The sequence below is a fragment of the Aquamicrobium segne genome (assembly GCF_042656785.1).
Lineage (GTDB): Bacteria > Pseudomonadota > Alphaproteobacteria > Rhizobiales > Rhizobiaceae > Mesorhizobium > Mesorhizobium segne.
In genome coordinates this window covers 18268-36691 of the sequence record NZ_JBHSLL010000051.1, presented here as the reverse complement: position 1 = coordinate 36691, position 18424 = coordinate 18268, and the positions used below count along the sequence as shown (strand labels likewise).

Genomic DNA, 18424 nt, shown 5'->3' with positions numbered 1-18424 from the left:
CCGTACCCAGCCAGCACCGGCGGCCGAGGCCGCGACTGCGCCAGCCAGGAACCCGATATGAAGCGATTACCGTCGATTGACCTGTCACTGGTCCTTTCACTTGCCACCGTCCTCGGCATGGCGATGGCAACGATTGGCAAATGGCCCCTGAATGACGCTCTCGGCGTTCTGGAACTTCCAGGACTGGTGCTCGTCTACGCGGCGGGTGGTCTGCCGACTGCGTGGCGCGCGCTCGCCGCGCTCTGGCGCGAGCGTGTGCTCGACATCGATCTGCTGATGATCGTGGCCGCCATCGCCGCAGCCATCGTCGGCGCCCCGTTTGAGGGGGCGGTGTTGCTGACGCTGTTCAGCATCTCGACCACGCTGGAGGACCGCGCGCTCGGTCGGGCGCGGCGCGCCATTGAGGCGCTGATGGCGTTGCGCCCCGAAACCGCGCTGCGCAAGACCCCCGGCGGCGCGATCGAGGAGATTGCCGCCTCGGCGTTAGCGATCGGCGATGTGGTGGTGCTGCGGCCCGGAGCGCGGGTGCCAACAGACGGCGTGATCGTCGCCGGGCGCGGCGGCATCGATGAGGCCAACATCACCGGCGAATCGATGCCAGTCTCCAAGGAGGTCGGCGCGCAGGTCTTCGAAGCGACAGTCAATCTCGACGGCATCATGGACATGGCCGTCACACGCACGGTCGGCGATAGCACCATTGCCCGCATGATCCGACTGGTGACGGAGGCTCAAGCCGCCCGTGCCCCCTCCGAACGCTTCAGCGAATGGTTCGGGCAGCGTTACACGATTGCGGTTCTGGCGGGCGCGGCGGTTGCCTTTGCCATTTTCTATATTCTGGGACGGGACTGGGAGATCGCGCTTTACCGCGCGGCGACGCTGCTGGTCGCGGCCAGCCCCTGCGCCATCGTCATCTCGGTTCCCGCCGCGATCCTCTCGGCCCTGTCGGCGGCGGCACGCGGTGGTGTGCTGTTCAAGGGCGGCGGCGCACTGGAAACGCTGGCTACGGTCGATACCTTTGCCTTCGACAAAACCGGAACGCTGACCACTGGCCGGGCCGAGGTCACCGGGATGGTGGCGCTGAATGGCGATGAGGACGGCTTCCTGTCGCTGCTGGCCGGGATCGAGGCACATTCTGAGCATCACCTCGCGGCGGCGGTTCGTCGTGAGGCCGCTGCGCGCGGGCTCGATGCGGCAAACGTCGTCGACGTGACCGCTCGACCAGGCATCGGCATCGAAGGTGTCGACGCACGTGGGCCGGTCTGGGCCGGCAATGCCTACCTTGTCGAGGAAATGAATGCCTCGATCGAGCACCCCGCTTTGCAGGCGCTTGCGGACGGCGCCAATACAGTCGTCTATCTCGGGCGCGGCGCGACGGTGCTGGGCGCCGTCAGCGTGGCGGACGAGGCCAGGGCAAGCTCCGCTTCGGCGCTGGCCGCCCTGCGCGACAGCGGCGTGCGCCGGATCGTCATGATGACCGGGGATCGGCAACCGGTGGCGCTGCGCATCGGCCGGGAACTCGGGATCGAGCCCGATGAGATACTTGCCGGGATGTTGCCGCAGGACAAGGTGCGCGAGGTCGGCGAACTGGCCGCAACCGGCAAAATCGCCTTCGTCGGCGACGGCGTCAACGACGCGGCGGCCCTTGCTCGCGCGGATGTCGGCATCGCCATGGGCGCCGCCGGCTCCGAGGTCGCGCTCCAGGCAGCCGACGTCGCACTGCTGTCGGAGGACATGGAGCGGCTGGCCGACGCGCACCGTCTTTCCCGCCGTGCATCGAGGATCATCCGGCAGAACCTGACTTTTGCCATTGGTGCAATGGTGGTGCTGGTCTTCGGCGGCCTGTTCCTTGACCTGCCGCTTCCGCTGGCGGTGATCGGCCATGAAGGCGGAACCGTGCTTGTGGTGCTGAATGGCCTACGGTTGCTGTCCGACCCGATCCGCCAGCCGAAGGCGTCTGTTGCCGGCTAGGCGCTGGCGGGTGTCGCGCAGCCTACCTGAACCGTGGGGATGCGCTCACCCCCGAAAGACGCGCAGATGCGGAAACGCGCCCTTTTCCAGATAGGCTTCCTCCTCGGGCGTCGATCTACGGCCAAGAATGGCGTTGCGGTGCGGGTGGCGGCCAAAGCTGGCGATGATGCGGTGCACCTGCTCCGCTTGATCGACGAGCGAGGCATAGAGCGGCCGCAACGGCGCGGGCGCGCGGGCGGCGATGTCGCGGCGCAGGGCGATCAGCCGGTCGATGCGGGTCAGATGGTCCGACCCCTCTGCATGGCCCAGGGGCTGGGTGAAGGCGATCTGGAACCACGGCAGGTCAAGTGCGTCCCAGTCTCCGTTTTCCAACCCTTCCAGCGCCTGCGCCAATGCCGCCAGGTCTTGCGCCCAGGCCCGCGGGTTGCCCCGCCACAGCGAGCGCGGGAACTGGTCCAGCACCACGATCAGCGCCAGCCGGCTCTCGGGCGTCCCTGCCCAATGATTCAGCGCCCCCGCCGCGCCGCGTTCGGTCAGCGGGCCAAAGCGCGCCGCAATCGTTCCGTCCGCGCCGCCATGCATCCGCCAGCGCCAGTGCTCGGCATGGCGGTCAGGGTCGATATCCAGTGCGCGGTCCTCAGGGAACCAGAAATCCAGAACCTCGCCGATCTGTCTGGCATTATTGCTATCGGTCATGTCATCCCCCATGAAAACGCTCCCGTGCCATGGGTACGGAAACGGAATTTTCTATGAAGAACAATCACCTAAGCGGTCGCGGGCACCGCTGCCGGCACAAATTGGCACCCGCCGGGACCACGCGGGACGCTAAGAAAGCGAATGGCGTTCGCGGTCACCACCAGCACTGCAAGCTGATGGATCAGCATACCCTCAACCATATGGACATCGCCGTTGAACACGCCCGCCAGCAGTCCGGCCATAGCAGGCAACGAAATGGCCAAGTTCTGGCGTATATTGCGTAGCGTCGCACCGGAATTCGCCATGACCGGCTTCGCGAACCCACCGATAGGGGTAGCGGACAACGCTGGCGGCCTGGATTTCCTCGAAACTCAAGACCGGCCGCCCTCATTATCGTCGGCATAGGCCTCGATGGCTTCGGCCATTTCATCAAGAAGCGCGTCGGGCATGGTTTCGAGCGTGCCCACCATTCTGGTATCGGCCTGGCGGCGCATGCGTTCGTAATCTTCGATATTAAGGATCACCAGGCGCGGTTTGTTGCGCTGGGTGATCGTCACCGGGCGGCGCAGCGCCTCGGCGATGATGTCGCCTGACTTTCGGGAAAAGTCGCTGGTCGTGAATGTGCTGTTTGATCCGGACATCGGCAACTCCAGCTTGCTTTGATAGTCGTTATATACAGCATTGCCGTCTTTGCTGCAATATCTGTACCTTCCGCGGAAATGGCCCCGCCTGGTGGCGGGGCCAGCTGGGCCGGGAACCTTAGTCCCGGTTCGGCCGGGACCAGATCAGCTGGAGGCCGTCCTGTCCGTCCACCTCGATCAGGGTGGCGTAGATGGGAGCCGGGAAGCTCGGATCGTCCAGCTTGACCGAGAGATAGTCGCGTTCGCTCTCTTTGGCGGTCTTCTGCCAGGCTGCGCCCAGTTCCACTGCGCCGGAGTAGAGGCGGAAGTGAGGGCCCTTGTCGGAGGGGTTCTCGACCCGCTCGATGCGCGCCTTGACGTTGAGGTTGAGGGTCTTGATCGTGCCGGTGAAGCCGTTGGCGGTGCTGGTGAAGGTGCCGATGGTAGCCATGGTGGTGTTCCTTTTCGCTTTGTTCGGGCCGCGCCCTTCGCGGCCTTGATGGCAGTCGAAAGACCGGAGACGATCGGACCGCACCTCGAAGAGGCCGCAATGCAATGGAGGGCGGCCGGAAGCGGCTTTCTTGGACCGCCAGGAATGGCGCGCAGCGCCAGGGGAAGAAAGTCGTGAACGGCCGTTGCGGGAGAACGATCGAGGCGAAGCCGGTTTCAGGTCAGACATGCCCAATCGAGCCGCAGAAAGGGGCGGCCACACGTTCGAGGAAAGGACGCACCGTCATGGTATCCGCACGCCTGCCCTGGGCACGCCGATGAAATCCGCATCAAAGCCAGCAGCCTGATCGCTTCATCTTAGCCAGCGTCTTCGATATTGGCGACCAACGACATCCTTGACCGTTCGCCCGACCCCAACTTGGCTGGCGGCTGTGCGCTGTCCGGCCATTGGCGGAACCGCACCAGTTGGAGGCGGCTTCTGCCTGATCGATTCAGCCTTCACCGGGCCAGCCTGCGCAAGTGTTCAACGTTCTCCGATCGAGAAGGAAAAGCGAGCTGGCTCCCCAGCGCCGGCAGTAAGGCCAGGCCGTTCAGGCTCATCCGCGATGACCTCGTGATCGATGTCGACGTTCCTCGGGGTCAACGGTTTCCATTGCCGGCCGCAAGGAGCTGGTCACGAATACTGCCTGCCGAGACGGTATAAACGGGAAACGGCAGGACATTGGGCGACATCAGCCAGGCCAGGTGATCGTAGACGGCCTTCGGCTCCCAGCCGGTGTCGGCAAAGATCGCACAATCGGGCATGGGCCCAATTTCTTCATGTGCGGCCATCAATGCCATGGTGGTGGATTGCACTCCAGCGCCAAGCGAAAGCGCGCGCAACCGGATAGGGGAAGGGCCGATGCCCTCCCCCGCGACATGTGGTGCGTTGAACATCAGGCCGCCTCGCGCTCGTCGGACGCGGCCGGCTGCAACGCGTGGAGGAAATTGACGGCCCGCTGGGCATGGGCGGCGGCCTGGAAGATGGCGCGCCTGTCATCGCCCAGCACGGTTAGCCAACTGCCGACATAGGCCGCGTGGTCGGGCCGCGGCTCGAGCTCGGGCACGATGCCGAGATCCGCACAGAGCAGTGCCGAACCGATCTCAGCGACGAGTTCCTCGCGCGCGCGTTCGGTTCTATCCTTGGCGTAGCGGGTGAGATCGCGCCCGACGCGATCAGCCTTGGCTGTCCAGTGGATATGCTCGTGGCTGAGAACAGCGACATACGAAGCCGCATCCCGGAACGTCTCGAACGGCGGCATCTGGATGTGGTCGCTGGACGGGGCGTAGAACGCCCGCGAGCCACCATGCCTGATCGTCGCCCCGGTATTGGCGAAGAAGCGGTCGGCACTCTCGATCCTTTCGACCGGGTCGATGACCGGGGCAGGCTTATGGTAGTAGTGCTCAGGCAGGCCGTCGATCTGTTCGACATTGAAGACGCCATATGCCCGCAGGAACGGAATATCGCGCTCGACCTCATCGCCCCTGGCATCGGTTTCGGTCTTGGTGAACCGGCTGGCATAGATGACGGTGCTACTCGTTTCGCCCCTGCGGACATGCGCGCCCAGCTCGCTTGCCTGCTTGAACGTCATCCAGATCGGCGTAGCGTAGCCGCGCGCCATGGCCTCGGACCACAGCAGAAGCACGTTCATGCCGGAATAAGGCTCGCCATTGTGGCGCAGCGGCCGCGTGATGCGCCCGGCTGCATTGCCGGCGCGCCAGGGCTGCACCCATGGGCGAACACCTTCTTCGAGCTGCGCGACGATCCGCTCCGTGATCCGCGCATAGATATCGACCCGGGCTGCGCTCTTTTCTTTCCTGCTCATTTTCATGAACCTCCATCCTTGGAGGCCGCGCCGATCGCGGCCCCGTCACGAGGTCCGAAAAGGGCGGGGCAGCACGGCAGGCGGCGCACCCACCGGGGTCCCCGTTGCGCTTGCGCAATGGGGTGGTCCTTAGGGCCGGAGCGAAGCGGCGGACGGCGCAGCCGTTGCGCAGCCTGTCCGGCTCCGCCAGGACCGCGACCGGACGGGGCTGCATTCGGGCGACAGGAAGAAGAAAGGCGGCGCGTTGCGCCGCCCTGTTGCGATGACGGGTAGCCGCTCGGTTCAATGAACCGAGCGGCTACCCGTGTGAGGATCGTACTCGTAGAGGGCCTCGACTTCGGCGTCCTCGAGCTCATCGGCGGGCAGGACGCCGTACTCGTTGTCGGACCGGAAGAGGATCACGGTGGTCATGAGGGTGCGGGCGAGGTTCCAGGCGTGCTTTTGGGCGAGTTCGAGGTTGTGCGACATTTGAGGGCTCCATCTTGGGAGCGGGCCAATTCCCGCTCGATGGCTCCTCGAAAGGCCCGGCCCCGGGCGCGATCACCGCGTCAGGCGAAGCCAGAGCGGCCGCACGCTTTGCGTAGCGGACCCCTTGCGGGTTGATCGTGGAAGATCCGGGACCGGGTCAGGACGCCATCAAGAGAGAGCGGATTTGCCGGCTTCCGGTGGCCGCCTCTGTGCCGACCGCCAGCCCAAAGGCAGGAGAATGACGATGCGGGGATTAGAGACCACGGCGCGCGGGCAAAGATTGAGTTCGGAAGCGACCTCTGCCCGTCATTATCTCCCGGTCGACATCAGTCGGCGCGCGTGTCGCCGGCCAGCCTCGATGTCCAGTCTTCAACCCGTCCGGTTTCCAGTCGGCGCCGCGCATGGCGTGTCCAGCCCTCGGCCAGCTGTGGCAGCTCCGCAAGCGCCTCGAGTTCGCAGCGATTGAGCGTGTCGACATAAAACACCCGCCATATGCGGCTGATCGTCCAGGTCGGTGCGGAACGGTGAATGCGTTCAAGCCGACTGTCGGGCGCAATTTCACCCGGCTCCAGCACCCGATAATACCAGCCAGTGCGACCACTGGCCTGTACGCGCCGCGCCATATCTGGTTGCGCGAAGCGCTCATTGAGCTTCCAGCAGGGCTGACGGCCCTGGCTCACCTCGATGACGGCACTGCCGATGGCGAAGACGTCGCCGACCGCCACGTCGCTCTCCACCAGTCCCGAAGTGGCGAGGTTTTCGCCAAAGGCGCCGGCGGCGCCGAGCACATCGCGCTGACCGATTTCCGCAAGCCATGCGGGATAATGATCGAGCGCATAGTGGTGGAGGGCTTTTTCAGCGCCGCCGTGATGCCGGGTGTCGCCTTGCGCGTCACCGGCAAGGCCCTGCGCGCCGAGGATCAGCGGTCGATCGACCGGCGACTTGGCGATCCCGCTCGGAACGCCGCGCGGTCCGAGGGGGCGGACATCACCGACGAGCAGGGCCTGCAATGGAATGACGGTCATCACGAAGTCCCTGTGCTCGCCAGCGCCATGGCGATCCGGGCGCCCACAACGAGATCTTCCTCGACGCCGAATGTCTCGTGCAGCATCGCTCCCTCGCGCCCGATCAGCACCGAGGATGGGGTGCCGCGAAACCCGTAGCGCCGCATGGTGACCGGGATGGGGGCCAGTGGGGATGCCAGACATGGCGGTTTTCTCCACCATAGGCGGCATCGTCGAAATCGGGATGGAAGGTGACGGCGAGCGCCACGATCCCCTGACCGGCTTCGAACCCGATGTCGCCGCTGTCGAGGCTGGTCGGCCAGACATAGGCATAGACCCCCGAACCTTCGAACCTGCCGGTGGCGTCGGGCTTGTCGACGCCCGCTTCGCCACGCACCCGCGTGGTGAAGACGGCATTGTCGCCATGGGTGACGATATTGGTTTCAATGATGTCGAACGAGGCCGGAACGGCGTCGGATGGCTGGCTCGTCACCGCATTGTCATGGGCATGGCCCGGCGCGGCCGACATCACGCAGAGCAGCGCCGCTGCCGTCAAAGTTGTTCGGTGCATGTGTTCGTCTCCTTCTTCAACCGCCTGGAGGGTGGTGATCCTTGTGAAACTCGCCCCAGGTGGCAGCCCGGACGGAAGGATCGGCGGTTTCGTGGTCGCGGCAGTCGATCCGAAGATCCTGTTGGCCGAAGGCCGCGTCGACGAAATTGCAATGATGCGGCTTCGCCGCATCAGCATGCGCATAGGGCCGGAAATACGGGCAGCTCACGCACATGCGCTGGATGGGAATGGCGCCCTGCTCCTGAAGCTGGCGGATGACGGACACGAGCTGCACGAGCAGTTGCTCCTGGTCGTCATCATCAAGGGCGGCCGTGGCCCGATCCACCGCGCCGGCGGCTTCCCCGCCGGCCCGGACCACAGCCCGGCCCGCACCGGTGATGACGATGCGGACGGCGCGGCCATCGACGGGATCGGTGCGCTTTTCGATCAGCGCCTTGCGCTCCAGCGCGAGGATGGAATCGGTAGCGGTCGGCTGCGATACGCCGAGCTGCAAGGACAGTTCCTTGACCGTCCATCCGGGACCGCGGCCGTCCAGCAGGCGAAGGATCGCCAATTGCGTCGGGTTCACGCCGGCGCTGCGAGCACGCACCCAATCGTCCGCCCGCAATGCCGTGGCGATCCGTTCAAGGGCTTCGACAATGCGTGCATGGACCGGCGGTGCAGCGAAAGGAGTTCCCATGCCCTATTTAGATAGGATTCCTATTTATCGTTAATGGACTTTTTAACACGGAGATGGGCGGAGCCGAGGCCCCGCCCGAGTGGATTATCCGAGGGCTGACATCTGGAGTTCGGCCGCCTTGCGGTCGACGCTGCGGCCAGGGTTCTCGACGATCCGCTCGAAGGGTTTCCACTTCTCGCCGATGACGTGTTCGTAGGCTGCGACTGTGCCCTCGGCGGCCATGCGCAGCGCGTGAGCCTGGAGCGCCATGTCGGCAGCGAATTCGCGCTTGCGCTGGGCGGCGCTGTCGAATCCGACGGGTCCACCGACGTCTTCATCGCGCTCGTCGCACGCGGCCTTGGCCGTTGCGTCTCGCGCTTCGGTCACCGCCCGACTGTAGAACTGGCCGGCGCCATAGGCCGAACCGACGAATGCCCCGACAATCCGTTGCAGGTGGATTTGCATGGCGCGCTCGCCAAGTCCTTCATCGAGGGCGGATGCCGTCTCGACAATGAGCTTTTCGTGCAGGTCGCGGATACCGTCACTGTCAAGGACGGGAAGGCCGAAGCTTTCGGAAATGAGGGTGCTTTGGGCGGCATCTGGGCAGGCGAGCCTGATCATTTCCAGTGTGGTGCCCTTGCGCAGCGGAACGACACGGGCGGATGCGCGGGAATTGGCAGTTGGGTTGGCCATGGAATGTCCTTTCTTCGGTTTCCCGAGGCTCGAACCGGCTCCGTGCCGGCCCTCCCTCGGGCGCGGGTCAAAGGAACCGGCGGAATGACGGGCGCTTCAGGGTCCGGGCGGACCGAAGGCGAGCGTGACAGGTTTGCGGACAAGCAGGGCTTATGAGCCCTCGCGCGGGACGCGGGCCTGTTATGGCGAGGCCGGGCCGATCCGGCCGCCCCGCGGCGCGGAACGCGACCTTGAAGTGAACGGCCGCCGGTTCAGAACCGCAACCGGACCGAGGAGGACCGGCACGGGCCTCGATATCGACACGGGAACGCGAAAGGCAGGTGGTGATGACCAATATGCTGCCGGTATAACGCTCGGATCTCGTTGGCCGCCGCCGCGATCACCCACACTATTTTCGGCGCTGCCATGAGTGCGGTCATCCACATATGCCCGATACGCGCCAACATGCCGGACGAACAGCCCCCTGGCCAGGCCCGCTCAATGTGGATGCAGAATGCAGATCGAACAACAGGACGTTTGCCCAGGTCCCGCCTGCTCGCTTGTGCGGCAGGGGGCAGATTTCGGCGGTGCTCCAGAGACTACTCTCCAAACCGGGACCGAAACCGTTTGAGAGGCGAGCTTGGGTTAGCCGCGATGTACCACGGCGAAGACCAGGACCTGCGGAGCGACAGCGCGGGCTTTAGTTCGACGCTCTGGATTTCGCCCAGACGTCGGGGCGCCATTCTTCGATCAGCTTTTCGATCGAAGCACGGTACTCGGTGGGATAGGTTGCAACACCCTGCCCGGCGAGCCAGGTAAACACGGTGGCCATATCGGCGGCAATGGCGCTATCGACGCGGAAAAGATCACCCATGTCGAAGCCGCCCAGGCTATCGGCATTCCACCATGCGAGAAGGAAGTTGGCCGCACGCCGGGATTGTCCCGTATCGCTCTGCGCCAGGTTCAGCAGTCTCTCGAATGCAGCGCGCGTCCAATCATCCATTTCCGTACCCTCCGTTGTCGCTAATATGGCAGATCGGCGCGTGGTCGGGAACTTACGCTGACCGGCCGCAGACTATCGCCATTGTCCTTTCCTCTCATGCAACGCCCCGATCGCCTGATCCTGCCGCGCCAGTTTGCCCGCTAGGGCGTCGATTTCGGCCTGGTGTTCTGCGGTCAGGGCCGCAAGCTGAGATCGATAGCGCTCGAGAAACGCACCCGGGTCGGGCGCCTGGCCGCGGCGATAGTGGGTCTTTTTCGGCAAAAGCGTCGGGATCAACGCCGTCATGCGCCGCGTGATCTGCCGCTCGATCCGATCCAGTTGCCGCTGGGTCTGGCGCCGCTCTTCTTCCATGCGGGAGAGTTGGCGACGATGCTCATGAGCGCGGGCCATGGCGCCCCCTCCCCAGCCAGCTGACAAAACTGGAGGGGCCGTCATAGGCAGCATGGCGTTCCAGATCGATGACGAAGCCGAAGCGGCCGACCTCGTATTCGGCGGCGGAAACAAGGAAACGCCGTTCGTCTGCATCGGCGCCGCGCCGCCCACCTTGGGTAGCGACACACTCGACAAAGCCTTTCTCCTGTTCCGAGATGATCGCAGAGATCACGATCCAGTCTTCGGCATGGTCCCGTTCGAACGCACGCTGGTCCTTGATGCGAGATTCGCCGGGCAACAGAATCGTGCCGGATATCGTCTCCCAGGCGTCAGGCCAGGAATCCTTGATCGTGCGCTCCGCGCAGCGCCACTCGAAGGTCGTAAAGAGATGGGGATAGGTGAGTGCGACGATCGCCCAGCATTCATCTTCTTCATACCATCCGCCCGGAGCGCGGAGCATCGGATGGACCTTGCGGTTGCGCTCGGCGGATAGGTGAAAACCACCATGGCCGGCCGTCGAATGAGCGGTGACGCCTTCGGCATAGATCGTTGCGCCCTGAGACGATCCCCAGGGCGTATTGGCCGACGAATGGACGTCACGGCGATCAAGCGCGCGCTTCTCCCGCTGATGTTCGGCGTTCTCTATGACCCTCGCCCGGAAATCGGCTTCATCGGCGAGATCACCGGAATGTCCGAAGAAATCGTCCCGGCGCCACTGCTCGATCGGCCGGGTGATACGCCAGCCACTGGCGAGGAAGTGCTTGCCATCACGGCCCGGCACCATGGCGAATGCCGTATCACCAACAAGCGCGACCCGCAGGCCGTCGACGCTGCGACCAAAAGAAACCCCCGGAAATCCGGGGGTGATGTCACTGTTCAACTGGGAGGCGGTCATGCTCATGCAGCCCTCCCTTCGACAATATCGGCGGCGACCTCGTCAGCGCTGACCTCCTCAAGCACTGCATTGGGATAGCCATGTCGCGACAGCCATTCCTCGGCCGCAGCGCGATGCGAGGCGAGATGAACCAGCTCAGCATTCTCACCCGGACGATCGAAGACGCGCACCGAACCAGGTGCCGGTCGCTCCTCGATCGTGAACCGCAGGGCGGAATCGATCGAAAAGGTGCGATGCACGCGGATCGCAATGACGCCACCGGCGCCGAAATCGGCCTCGTGCAGGGTAAAGTACGCGGCCAAAGCCACATTGCCGCTGTGCCGCTCGCCCTGCCGGGCGATCAGGCGACCCTTGCTGTTGTTGTTCTGCCAGGCCGAGAGCTTCTTGCGGTGCCGCTCCGGCGGGCGCGGTGTATTGTCGGACCAGGCCACGATCGAGCCGATCGGGGCATCTTCGAAAATGGAAAGTGCGGACATGATGTCCTCCAGATTTTGACGGTGGAAACAAAACCGCCGCCGGAATGACCGGCGGCGGGAAGATGGGTGCGGAAGAGGAAGGACGGCTACTCGGCAGCCTCGCGGAAGCCGTCGGCATAATCTTCATCGACCACGTCGGTGTCGTCGTGGGTCGGTTCGACCGGCGCGTCGCCATCGTACCCGGCCGGATCGACGACGGAGGCGGCATCGTCCTCATCCCCGACGGGAGCGTTGCTCGTCAGCCATTCCCCAAGCGCCAGCGCGTCGGGTGCGAACAGCGCAGTAGGGTGGACGAAATGGCCATCCGAGAAATGCTCGACAAGCGCGGCGCGGGTATCCTTGACCCGCTGGCGCGGGAGCACCGGCGTATCCTTGCACGAAGCCTCGAGTGCCGGACGGGACAGGCAGGACAGGAAATCCTCCGTGCCCATACTGGCCAGAAAGCCGTCCGCACCGACAATCTGCCCGGCGACAAGCGCCAGAATGCCGGATTTGGTCATGTTCTCCCGGCACGACAGCACGTCGATCAGCACGCTGCGCATGGCGACGCGCAACGTATCCATATCGAAGGCAAGCTTGCCGTCGGCGTCGAACAGGATCGCGGCGTGCCGGCCGAAACGATTGCCGAACCGATAGTCGCCACCGGCGCCGGAGTCGACCCGGACGTTCTGGCCGGCGAAAGCCAGAACCATCAGCGCCATCAGCGTGTCATCCTCGATGGGCGCACGCGACAACGCGTCATGCAGGGCATCGGTGCGCAGGTCGCCGATCATCTCGACCCCCTTGCGCGTCACGTCCGGTCGGGGCTTGGAGACAACGATCGGCTCATCGGCGGCGTCCGCCCCTGCGCCATTGCCTTTGGTCTTTTTAGCCTCCGGCATGCGGAAATGAACCGTTTTCACCTTGCCTTCGCGATCGAGATACATGGCGGTGTGGTCCGACTTCTTGGGCGTGCCGTAGACCCGGCTCGCCTTCGGCGGTAGCTTGACCTCGCCATAGTTGTTCGCCTCGGTGATGACGCCCTTTTTCGGGAGGTTCTGGCTCATCCACTCCTGCTGCGCGCCGAGGAATGCCTCGACATCGACAGTGTAGCGGCTGTCCTGGTCGGCCGGGGCAAACAGGTCTTCCACCCATGCAATGCCATAGGCCTGCGCCAGATCATCACCGAAGCTGGCATCGCGGGCATACATGCGGGTTCTGGCGAGCCCATTGGCGACGCTCCACCACGACACCTGGGGATCACCCTTGGAGGGCTTGTGCGCCTTCCAGACTTCCTTCTGCTCATCGAGCGAAGCGGCCGCAATCGTGCGCAGCTGACGCTCGTCTGGCATATCGCCCTTCGCCATATGATCGAGCATCACTGGCAGGACATTGGCGAGAAGGCGAAGTTTCTTGATCTGCCGGATCGGCAGCGCGAGGGCGACGGCGATCGCTTCCTCGGTCCAGCCGAGCGCGACAAGCCGCTCGATAGCCCGCCACTGATCGACGGGGTTGAGATTTTCGCGGGCGATATTCTCGACCATCGACCGCATGGCGCCACCGTCCTCAGTGGGCTCGCCTACCAGAACGGCAATCTCCTCCAGACCAGCCGCTATGGCCTGCCTGACACGGCGATGCCCGGAGTGGATGACAAATCCGTTGCCGCCGTCCGTCTGCGGCGCGACCACCGGCGGCTGCACAATGCCGACCGCCTTGATGGTGGCCAAGAGCAGCGCGTCGGATTGCGGACTGGATTTGCTCCGGCGGGTTCTATCGGGATTTTCCACGAGCGAGCGCGGATCGATCAGCTTGATTTCCATGGGGATGCTCCTTTTGGAGCCGGCACTGCGCCGGCCCTTTCCCGTCTTCTTGCCGAAGACACCCCCCGACCCGCGGAGCGGGCGGGCCGGAGCAATTGCGGGCGAGCATCCCTGTCCGGCTGGCCAAGTGGGGCTCACAGCCCTGCGCAGGACGACGGGCCGGGATCGCGCAGGCGGCGATTGAGCGTCAGCGTCTGCGACCCGCCAGGTCTGCGAACGGATTTTTCCGCCCTCCCTTTCTTCATTATTTCAACTTCCATTGAATACCGCCCATTTTGACGCTATATTGCGTCATAATCATCGCCATTGAATAATGGAGAAGGTGCCATGGGTCTTGCCCAATATGCAGATGATGGGCTCTTTTCGCCGCGCAAGATCGCTGCCGCCCTGCGCACGACGAGCGAGGAGATCGCCCGCACAGCCGGTCTTGGAAAGGATGCAATCCAGCGCAAGGACCGCATCCGGTCCGACAAGACGCAGCGTCGGCTGCGCGAGATGACCGAGATCGTCAACAAGGTCGAGCCGCGTTTCGGGTCAGCATTGATGGCCTATGCCTGGTATCGTTCCGAGCCGCTGCCGGGATTTTCCGGTCAGACGGCGATGCAGCTCGTGCGCGACGGGCGTGCCGATGACGTGCTCGACTATATCGACGCGATCGACGCTGGCGTTCACGCCTGATCGGAGCGATGCGCTTCCATGGAACCCTCTACCGGGCATTGAACCCGATCTATGCACGCGAGCCGATGTCCGGCCGCGGCGCGGAGATCTATGGTGGCCGTTTCAACAGGAAGGGTGTGCCAGCGCTCTATCTCTCCCTGTCCGTCATGACGGCGTTGCGGGAGGCTAACCAGGTCGGCAGTCTGCAACCGACGACACTGGTCTCCTACGAGGCGCATATCGAGCACGTCTTTGACACGCGCGACGGCGCGGCCCTTAAATCGGAGGGAATGAATCCCTCGACGCTCGCCGATCCAACCTGGCGCGATCAGATGAAGGCGACTGGAGAGGCCAAAACCCAGACGTTCGCCCGGCGGCTCGCCATGGCAGGCTATCATGGTCTGTTGGTCAAGAGCTTTGCTCCGGGTGCTGGCGAGGATGATTTCAACCTCGTCCTCTGGACATGGAGCGATACTCCGCCCTCCCGCCTGACTTTGATCGATGACGAAAACAGGCTGTCGCGATAGCTATCGCCCTTCATTGCCTCTACCCTGATCGACACCCCAAATCGGCCACCCGCTAATGCCCCAGCACTTTCGCCATGGCATTGGGCTGATCGTGCATGGCCAGCTTGTCCATGATGGTGGCGCTGGCATCGTTGAGCCCGATCACCTCGACCTCGATCCCCGCCTTGCGGAACTTGAGCACGGCGATGTCGATGGCGTTGACCCCGGTCAGATCCCAGATATGGGCCTTGCTGACGTCGATATTGGCTGCGGTGATCGGTTCTGAAAAGTCGAAGGCGGCCAGAAAGTCCTCGGCCGAGGCAAAGAACAATTGTCCTTCAATCAGGTAGTTGCGCCTGGTTCCATCCTGGCTCAACGTCGAGGTGACGCGGAAAATCTGCGCCACTTTCCAGGCAAAGAAAATGCCCGAGAGCAGCACGCCAACGCCGACCCCGAGCGCGAGGTTATGGGTCCAGACCACCACGATGACCGTGGCGAGCATGACGAGGCTGGAGCGGCGCGGATGGTGGGCCAGGTCGCGGAGCGAGGACCAGTTGAACGTGCTGATCGACACCATGATCATGATCGCTACCAGGGCCGGCATGGGAATCAACCCCACCAGATCACCAAGCGCCAGCAGCAGGAAGAGCAGGAAGGCACCCGCGACGAAGGTTGAGAGGCGTGTGCGTCCGCCTGATTTCACGTTGATGACCGACTGGCCGATCATCGCGCAGCCAGCCATGCCGCCAAAAAACCCACTGGCAATGTTGGCGATGCCCTGGCCGACGCTTTCACGGTTTTTGTCGCTGCCCGTATCGGTCATCTGGTCGACGATCGACGCGGTCAGAAGGCTTTCAAGCAAGCCGACGGCAGCCACGGCGGTTGAGGTCGGCAGGATGATCCACAGCGTCTCGAGATTGAGCGGCACATCGGGGAACAACAGCATCGGCAGTGCGTCAGGCAATTCGCCCAGATCGCCAACCGTACGGATATCGATGCCGATGGCGAGAGCAACCGCCGTGAGCACCAGGATGCAAACGAGCGGGGAGGGAATGGCTTTAGTGAGGCGCGGGAATAGATAGATGATGGCCAGGCCCGCCGCGATCATCACATAGGTCTCCCATGTGACCCCGATCAGTTCAGGCAATTGCGCCATGAAGATCAGGATGGCCAGCGCATTGACGAAGCCGGTGAGCACCGAGCGCGAAACGAAGCGCATGATGTAACCAACGCGCAGCCAGCCTGCGGCGATCTGGATGACCCCCGCAAGGATGGACGCAGCCAAAAGGTATTGCAGGCCATAGTCGCGCACCAGAGCGCCAAACAGGACCGCGGTGGCGGCGGTTGCAGCCGAAATCATCGCCGGACGTCCGCCGGCAAAGGATATGACGATGGCGATCACGACCGAGGCGTAAAGCCCTACGCGCGGATCGACCCCGGCAATGATCGAAAAGCCGATGGCTTCGGGGATGAGGGCAAGAGCAACGACGATACCCGAAAGCCCGTTGGAGCGGACATCCGTGAACCAGTCACGGCGAATTTTTTCGATTGAGAACATCAAGAGCACACAAGTCCGTATGAGCGGTTCGCAGCGCGATCCGACCAAAATTGGCTTTTCTTGATTGTCCGGCGGATTGGCGGCCGGAAGAGCCACCCGGAATTGCACCGGGTCCGAGGTGAATGTGGCAGGGTGTGCCACACTGTCGGCGGAGTGACAACCGGCAAACCCAGCTCCCGACTCCTTTGCGGCCGTGACGCAGGTCTTTCGGAACCACCCTAAAGCTGACCTTTACGATACTCGGCTTGGCGCTTGCGTTGACACGGTTTGTGTGGATTGCTCCAGGCCTCAAACCGGAGAGCCTTCATGTCGCTTGACCATTGGTTAGCTTTCGTCGCAGCGTCCGCGGTGCTGCTCGCGATCCCTGGTCCGACGATTCTTCTCGTCATCTCCTATGCGCTCGCCCACGGCCGGAAGGCGGCCGGCTCGACTGTTGCGGGCGTCGCGCTCGGCGACTTTACTGCCATGACGGCCTCAATGATCGGTCTCGGCGCGCTCCTTGCGACCTCGACCACGCTGTTCACCGTGCTGAAGTGGGTCGGTGCCGCCTATCTTGTCTACCTTGGCATCAAGCTCTGGCGGGCACCTGTGTCAACGGACGCGGTCGACGACGCCGTGGCGGACACATCGAAGGAGCGACCCTTTCGCATCTTCCTGCACACATATGTCGTGACAGCCTTGAACCCGAAGAGCATCATCTTCTTCGTGGCATTCCTCCCGCAATTCCTCGACATCTCCCTGCCCGTCTTGGGCCAGATGGTCGTCTTCGAGGTGACGTTCCTCGTGCTGGCGACCCTGAATGCGGCGCTCTACGGTGTTCTCGCCTCGATGGCACGGAAGACGATCCGAAAGCCGAGCATCCAGCGCGCAGTCAACCGCGTGGGGGGATCGCTCATGATCGGTGCTGGCGCTCTCGCAGTCGGATGGCGTCGGGCTCAGGCCTGATCGTCATCAGGAATCCGGAAGCATAGACGCAACGTTCCGTTTTCGACCACATCGCGGTCAATTGTTGTCGAGTTTCTGCATCCCGAAAGCGGTCGCACACGGTTATGGCGATGCATTCTTACCACCAACTACCACAACCTCTTCCTCTCCCGTCTTTGGATCGGTCAAAATCATGCTTAATTCCGGCATCCAAACCTCCTCTATATCAGGATTGTTGGGGTCGCCGGGGAGACCAATTCGTGCATGAAGCCGTGGTATTGCCATGACGTGCTCCCAAGTTTCTTGGAAATAGAAAACCAACGGCGGTTCTTGTTGAGGCAGGTCGAGGGCTCGATGAACCGCACGTGTCGAAGCCACTTCGATTAGCGATATCGCCTTCTCGAACTCGAAGTCGCTGGCGCGCTTCTTCATATGCGCTTTGATTTGTGGCCGCTCTTTGCCGTGTGAAATAAGATTCCGAAGTTCCAATAACTCATCAATAATGTTAGAGCTTAACCCAACCTCGCGAAGCAGGAGACCAATCTTTTGCTTTGGGTATGGCCGGTGTTCCGGTTTGCCGCAATGGGGATTGGGGCACGTTAGATCTCCCCGGCAATGTGGGCACTTGTCGATCACCTTGCCAATGAAAGTCTCTGCGCCTGCCAGAATTTCGACTGCAAAGAAATGATAAAGAAACTGATCTTCAAAGTTGGAGGCCCGTGTGCCGCGAGTATGCCATCTCAGAGCGGACCTCTTTGCATACGTCACTTCATGTTCGGACATCAAGTTTACTGTCCGCCACATAGTTGCATCTAGCGCGTCTTTGGGGTCAACGATGGGGTAGCGACCATATACGTACTGGTCCCGCATTGTTACTCCAGCATCCCAATTAATGAGAAACACTGGGCGATGCACCCGTACGCTCGCAGCACTCACAAAGCTTAGTGTATGGGTGATTTCAGCCGCCATTTCCTCGGCGACCTCATGAGCTTCATCGATGTCGATAGCGTTGAAAACGAACTTCAAATCAAGAAAGTACTCTTCGCCGTGTGCCCGTGGCACATTCTTTATAAAAACATCTAGATCACCATATCGCCCATCTAGCCGTTCCAAATTGTCCGGGAGGCGCAAACTCGTCTTTAGCAGAAATGAAGAAAGCCACTTCGAAAGCCCCTCCTCACTAGACATCTAGCACTCCCAAATGCTTGACGACCTCGCCAGCACCGAACGGGCTGAACTTAACTGCTGGCGAAGGTTCGACC

21 protein-coding genes, 1 pseudogene and 1 other annotated feature are annotated in these 18424 nt (G+C 62.8%); of the genes and pseudogenes, 4 read left to right on the top strand and 18 right to left on the bottom strand.

What is annotated here, in order from left to right; all coding sequences use genetic code 11:
* The first annotated feature begins 57 nt into the window (after nt 1-57).
* The gene (locus ACFPLB_RS13735) at nt 58-1968 is read left to right on the top strand and encodes a heavy metal translocating P-type ATPase (protein WP_378230569.1); all 1911 of its coding nucleotides are present in this window, start codon (nt 58-60) and stop codon (nt 1966-1968) included.
* 45 nt (nt 1969-2013) lie between these two features.
* Here ACFPLB_RS13735 and ACFPLB_RS13730 read toward each other — a convergent pair whose 3' ends face one another.
* From ACFPLB_RS13730 to ACFPLB_RS13655, 16 genes and pseudogenes are all read right to left on the bottom strand, one after another.
* Nucleotides 2014-2664 (bottom strand): DUF924 family protein, encoded by a 651-nt coding sequence (locus ACFPLB_RS13730; protein WP_378230567.1) that lies wholly within the window; start codon nt 2662-2664, stop codon nt 2014-2016.
* A 68-nt stretch (nt 2665-2732) separates the two neighbouring features.
* A complete protein-coding gene (locus tag ACFPLB_RS13725; RefSeq protein ID WP_378230565.1) occupies nt 2733-2969 on the bottom strand; it encodes a hypothetical protein in 237 nt (78 codons plus the stop codon).
* A 66-nt stretch (nt 2970-3035) separates the two neighbouring features.
* Nucleotides 3036-3305 carry a type II toxin-antitoxin system prevent-host-death family antitoxin gene (locus ACFPLB_RS13720; RefSeq protein WP_186400791.1) on the bottom strand — a complete coding sequence of 90 codons (270 nt, stop codon included), beginning with the start codon at nt 3303-3305 and terminating at the stop codon, nt 3036-3038.
* Between the two features lie 118 nt (nt 3306-3423).
* Nucleotides 3424-3735 carry a DUF736 domain-containing protein gene (locus ACFPLB_RS13715; protein WP_239801972.1) on the bottom strand — a complete coding sequence of 104 codons (312 nt, stop codon included), beginning with the start codon at nt 3733-3735 and terminating at the stop codon, nt 3424-3426.
* 641 nt (nt 3736-4376) lie between these two features.
* Nucleotides 4377-4670, bottom strand: a pseudogene (locus ACFPLB_RS13710) (hypothetical protein); the annotation flags it as partial.
* Nucleotides 4670-5599 carry an ArdC family protein gene (locus ACFPLB_RS13705; RefSeq protein ID WP_378230562.1) on the bottom strand — a complete coding sequence of 310 codons (930 nt, stop codon included), beginning with the start codon at nt 5597-5599 and terminating at the stop codon, nt 4670-4672. The gene ACFPLB_RS13705 and the pseudogene ACFPLB_RS13710, both read right to left, overlap by 1 nt.
* Nucleotides 5600-5881: 282 nt before the next feature.
* Entirely contained in the window at nt 5882-6067 is a 186-nt protein-coding gene (locus ACFPLB_RS13700; protein ID WP_133676063.1) for a hypothetical protein, read from the bottom strand.
* 326 nt (nt 6068-6393) lie between these two features.
* Nucleotides 6394-7092 (bottom strand): MOSC domain-containing protein, encoded by a 699-nt coding sequence (locus tag ACFPLB_RS13695; protein WP_378230560.1) that lies wholly within the window; start codon nt 7090-7092, stop codon nt 6394-6396.
* A 103-nt stretch (nt 7093-7195) separates the two neighbouring features.
* Nucleotides 7196-7642 carry a hypothetical protein gene (locus tag ACFPLB_RS13690; protein ID WP_378230558.1) on the bottom strand — a complete coding sequence of 149 codons (447 nt, stop codon included), beginning with the start codon at nt 7640-7642 and terminating at the stop codon, nt 7196-7198.
* Nucleotides 7643-7658: 16 nt separating this feature from the next.
* Nucleotides 7659-8321 (bottom strand): MarR family winged helix-turn-helix transcriptional regulator, encoded by a 663-nt coding sequence (locus ACFPLB_RS13685; RefSeq protein ID WP_378230556.1) that lies wholly within the window; start codon nt 8319-8321, stop codon nt 7659-7661.
* Between the two features lie 84 nt (nt 8322-8405).
* Nucleotides 8406-8993 (bottom strand): hypothetical protein, encoded by a 588-nt coding sequence (locus ACFPLB_RS13680; RefSeq protein ID WP_378230554.1) that lies wholly within the window; start codon nt 8991-8993, stop codon nt 8406-8408.
* 679 nt (nt 8994-9672) lie between these two features.
* The gene (locus ACFPLB_RS13675) at nt 9673-9975 is read right to left on the bottom strand and encodes a DUF7673 family protein (protein ID WP_378230553.1); all 303 of its coding nucleotides are present in this window, start codon (nt 9973-9975) and stop codon (nt 9673-9675) included.
* Nucleotides 9976-10047: 72 nt separating this feature from the next.
* A complete protein-coding gene (locus ACFPLB_RS13670) occupies nt 10048-10365 on the bottom strand; it encodes a hypothetical protein (protein ID WP_378230551.1) in 318 nt (105 codons plus the stop codon).
* Nucleotides 10349-11248: a DUF7007 domain-containing protein gene (locus tag ACFPLB_RS13665; protein WP_378230549.1), complete on the bottom strand. Its 900-nt coding sequence runs from the start codon at nt 11246-11248 to the stop codon at nt 10349-10351. Before ACFPLB_RS13665 ends, ACFPLB_RS13670 begins: the two co-directional genes overlap by 17 nt.
* The gene (locus ACFPLB_RS13660; RefSeq protein ID WP_378230547.1) at nt 11245-11718 is read right to left on the bottom strand and encodes a hypothetical protein; all 474 of its coding nucleotides are present in this window, start codon (nt 11716-11718) and stop codon (nt 11245-11247) included. The genes ACFPLB_RS13665 and ACFPLB_RS13660 overlap by 4 nt, the downstream gene beginning before the upstream one ends.
* 86 nt (nt 11719-11804) lie before the next feature.
* A complete protein-coding gene (locus ACFPLB_RS13655; protein WP_378230545.1) occupies nt 11805-13517 on the bottom strand; it encodes a ParB/RepB/Spo0J family partition protein in 1713 nt (570 codons plus the stop codon).
* Nucleotides 13518-13844: 327 nt separating this feature from the next.
* On the opposite strand from ACFPLB_RS13655, the gene ACFPLB_RS13650 reads away from it, so the two are divergent.
* Together ACFPLB_RS13650 and ACFPLB_RS13645 are read left to right on the top strand one after the other, a co-directional pair.
* The gene (locus ACFPLB_RS13650) at nt 13845-14195 is read left to right on the top strand and encodes an MbcA/ParS/Xre antitoxin family protein (protein WP_378230543.1); all 351 of its coding nucleotides are present in this window, start codon (nt 13845-13847) and stop codon (nt 14193-14195) included.
* Nucleotides 14196-14203: 8 nt separating this feature from the next.
* Nucleotides 14204-14701, top strand: a complete 498-nt coding sequence (locus ACFPLB_RS13645; RefSeq protein WP_378230541.1) for an RES family NAD+ phosphorylase — start codon at nt 14204-14206, stop codon at nt 14699-14701.
* 52 nt (nt 14702-14753) lie between these two features.
* On the opposite strand, the gene ACFPLB_RS13640 is transcribed toward ACFPLB_RS13645, so the two are convergent.
* Nucleotides 14754-16238: a SulP family inorganic anion transporter gene (locus ACFPLB_RS13640; protein WP_378230685.1), complete on the bottom strand. Its 1485-nt coding sequence runs from the start codon at nt 16236-16238 to the stop codon at nt 14754-14756.
* A gap of 62 nt (nt 16239-16300) precedes the next feature.
* Nucleotides 16301-16356, bottom strand: a sequence feature (sul1 is cis-regulatory element that is thought to sense ions involved in sulfur or methionine metabolism; They are found in Alphaproteobacteria).
* Nucleotides 16357-16544: 188 nt separating this feature from the next.
* On the opposite strand from ACFPLB_RS13640, the gene ACFPLB_RS13635 reads away from it, so the two are divergent.
* A complete protein-coding gene (locus tag ACFPLB_RS13635) occupies nt 16545-17183 on the top strand; it encodes a LysE family translocator (RefSeq protein ID WP_378230539.1) in 639 nt (212 codons plus the stop codon).
* Between the two features lie 102 nt (nt 17184-17285).
* On the opposite strand, the gene mauJ is transcribed toward ACFPLB_RS13635, so the two are convergent.
* Nucleotides 17286-18350: a methylamine utilization protein MauJ gene (gene mauJ / locus ACFPLB_RS13630; RefSeq protein ID WP_378230537.1), complete on the bottom strand. Its 1065-nt coding sequence runs from the start codon at nt 18348-18350 to the stop codon at nt 17286-17288.
* Nucleotides 18351-18424: the final 74 nt, after the last annotated feature.